Below are 1,401 nucleotides of genomic sequence, written 5' to 3'. Positions count from 1 at the left end.
CCGTGATGATGTCGGGCAGCAAAAAGCGGGATTTGTGGCTCTGAACCTTCAGCGTGGGCATGATCTCGTTCTCTTCGAAACGGCGGACGGTGCCATCGTTGAACCGCAAGTAAACATTGCGACTCAGTCTCAATGCCTGCCAGTAGCCAGTCTGCGGGCAGGCCTGGCCGCTGGAGCAGCTCGGTTGGGGATAGCTGGCCTTGATGAACGCGGGAGAGTCGGGGGTGGCTCTGCCGGTTGCCGGTTCCAGGAGTTTGGCCTTGGCTAGCTGCTGGATCAGTGCTTCGCTGGGTTTTGGCGGGGGGATATTGGCCAGGCGCGCTTCCAGCCATTGCAGTTTGCCGTTCCAGGCGGGGAGTTTGGCGGGGGGGAGGGGGAGGATTTCGTTGATTTCGGGGACTTTGGGATCGGCGTAGGAGTAGTCCGCTAGCAGACTCCAGATTGTTTTATAGCGATCAGCGCGTTCGAGGTCTTGCTGTAGGTCGAGGTAGTTAAACGTGTCGGAAGGAGGAGGACCTCGGAAGCCATCTTTCAACCAGCTAGCAGAAGTTTCATCGCCCGCCATTGCTCCCAGTTGGAACGCCGTTACTGCCTCTTGGTATTGCCCCTTAATTTTAAGGTTGACGCCTAGGGCGCCTGCTGCCTTGCCATGACCTTGTTCGGCCGCACAGCGGCGCATCTGTCGGGCAACATCAGGCGCTATGTCAATCGGCGCCAGTATGTCGCCCACATCGTATTGCGCTTGCGCACTGCCTTCGTCGGCCGCCTTTCGGATGTAGCGCAGCGACATAGCAGCATCCTGCTTCAGTCCGGCTGAACCGTTCTTCAGGAAAACGCCGATAAAGTAGTACCCCGTCGCCACATTTGCCTCGATCAGTTGCTGGCTCAGGCGCAGGTGATCTGCGCCACGGAGCTTGAACTGACCGCGCATGGCGCCGTTTTGCAGGTTGATGTTGGCCTTGAAATGGCCATTTTCGGCAGCAATCCGGTACAAGCGCTCGATCTCGGCGTCGACACTTTTGTCCTGCTTGAGCAGGTTGTTTTTCTGTAGCCATCGAGCGTACTGGAATAGCTCGTCGGTTTCGGCGGACGGCGTAGGGATTTGCTCGTGTACACAGGCAAAGGCCAGCTTGGTTTTGATCTCGGTCAGTGGGTTCACGGTAGTGGACTGGGGCCGGTAAGCAGGGGCACTGCCGGTATCACAGGCAGCGAGCAGCAGACTTGCCAGCAGGAGGAACCTTTTTTTCATACCTTACCCCAGCAGTTGCCATTCAATATTTTCTTCACTGACCGTGATGATGTCGGGCAGCAAAAAGCGGGATTTGTGGCTCTGAACCTTCAGCGTGGGCATGATCTCGTTCTCTTCGAAACGGCGGACGGTGCCATCGTTGAACCGCAAGT

Annotated in this window: 1 protein-coding gene; it reads right to left on the bottom strand. The window is 57.2% G+C overall.

Annotation, left to right across the window (positions count from 1 at the left end):
- On the bottom strand, window positions 1–1,249 hold a 1,249-nt coding region (locus EJD88_RS03100), incomplete at its 3' end, for a sel1 repeat family protein (RefSeq protein WP_158876763.1).
- Window positions 1,250–1,401: the final 152 nt, after the last annotated feature.

This window comes from Pseudomonas sp. PB105 (assembly GCF_009764655.1).
Taxonomy (GTDB): domain Bacteria; phylum Pseudomonadota; class Gammaproteobacteria; order Pseudomonadales; family Pseudomonadaceae; genus Aquipseudomonas; species Aquipseudomonas cyclaminis.
Note: the sequence above shows the minus strand (reverse complement) of the source record. Positions and strands in the feature narration are given on the sequence as shown.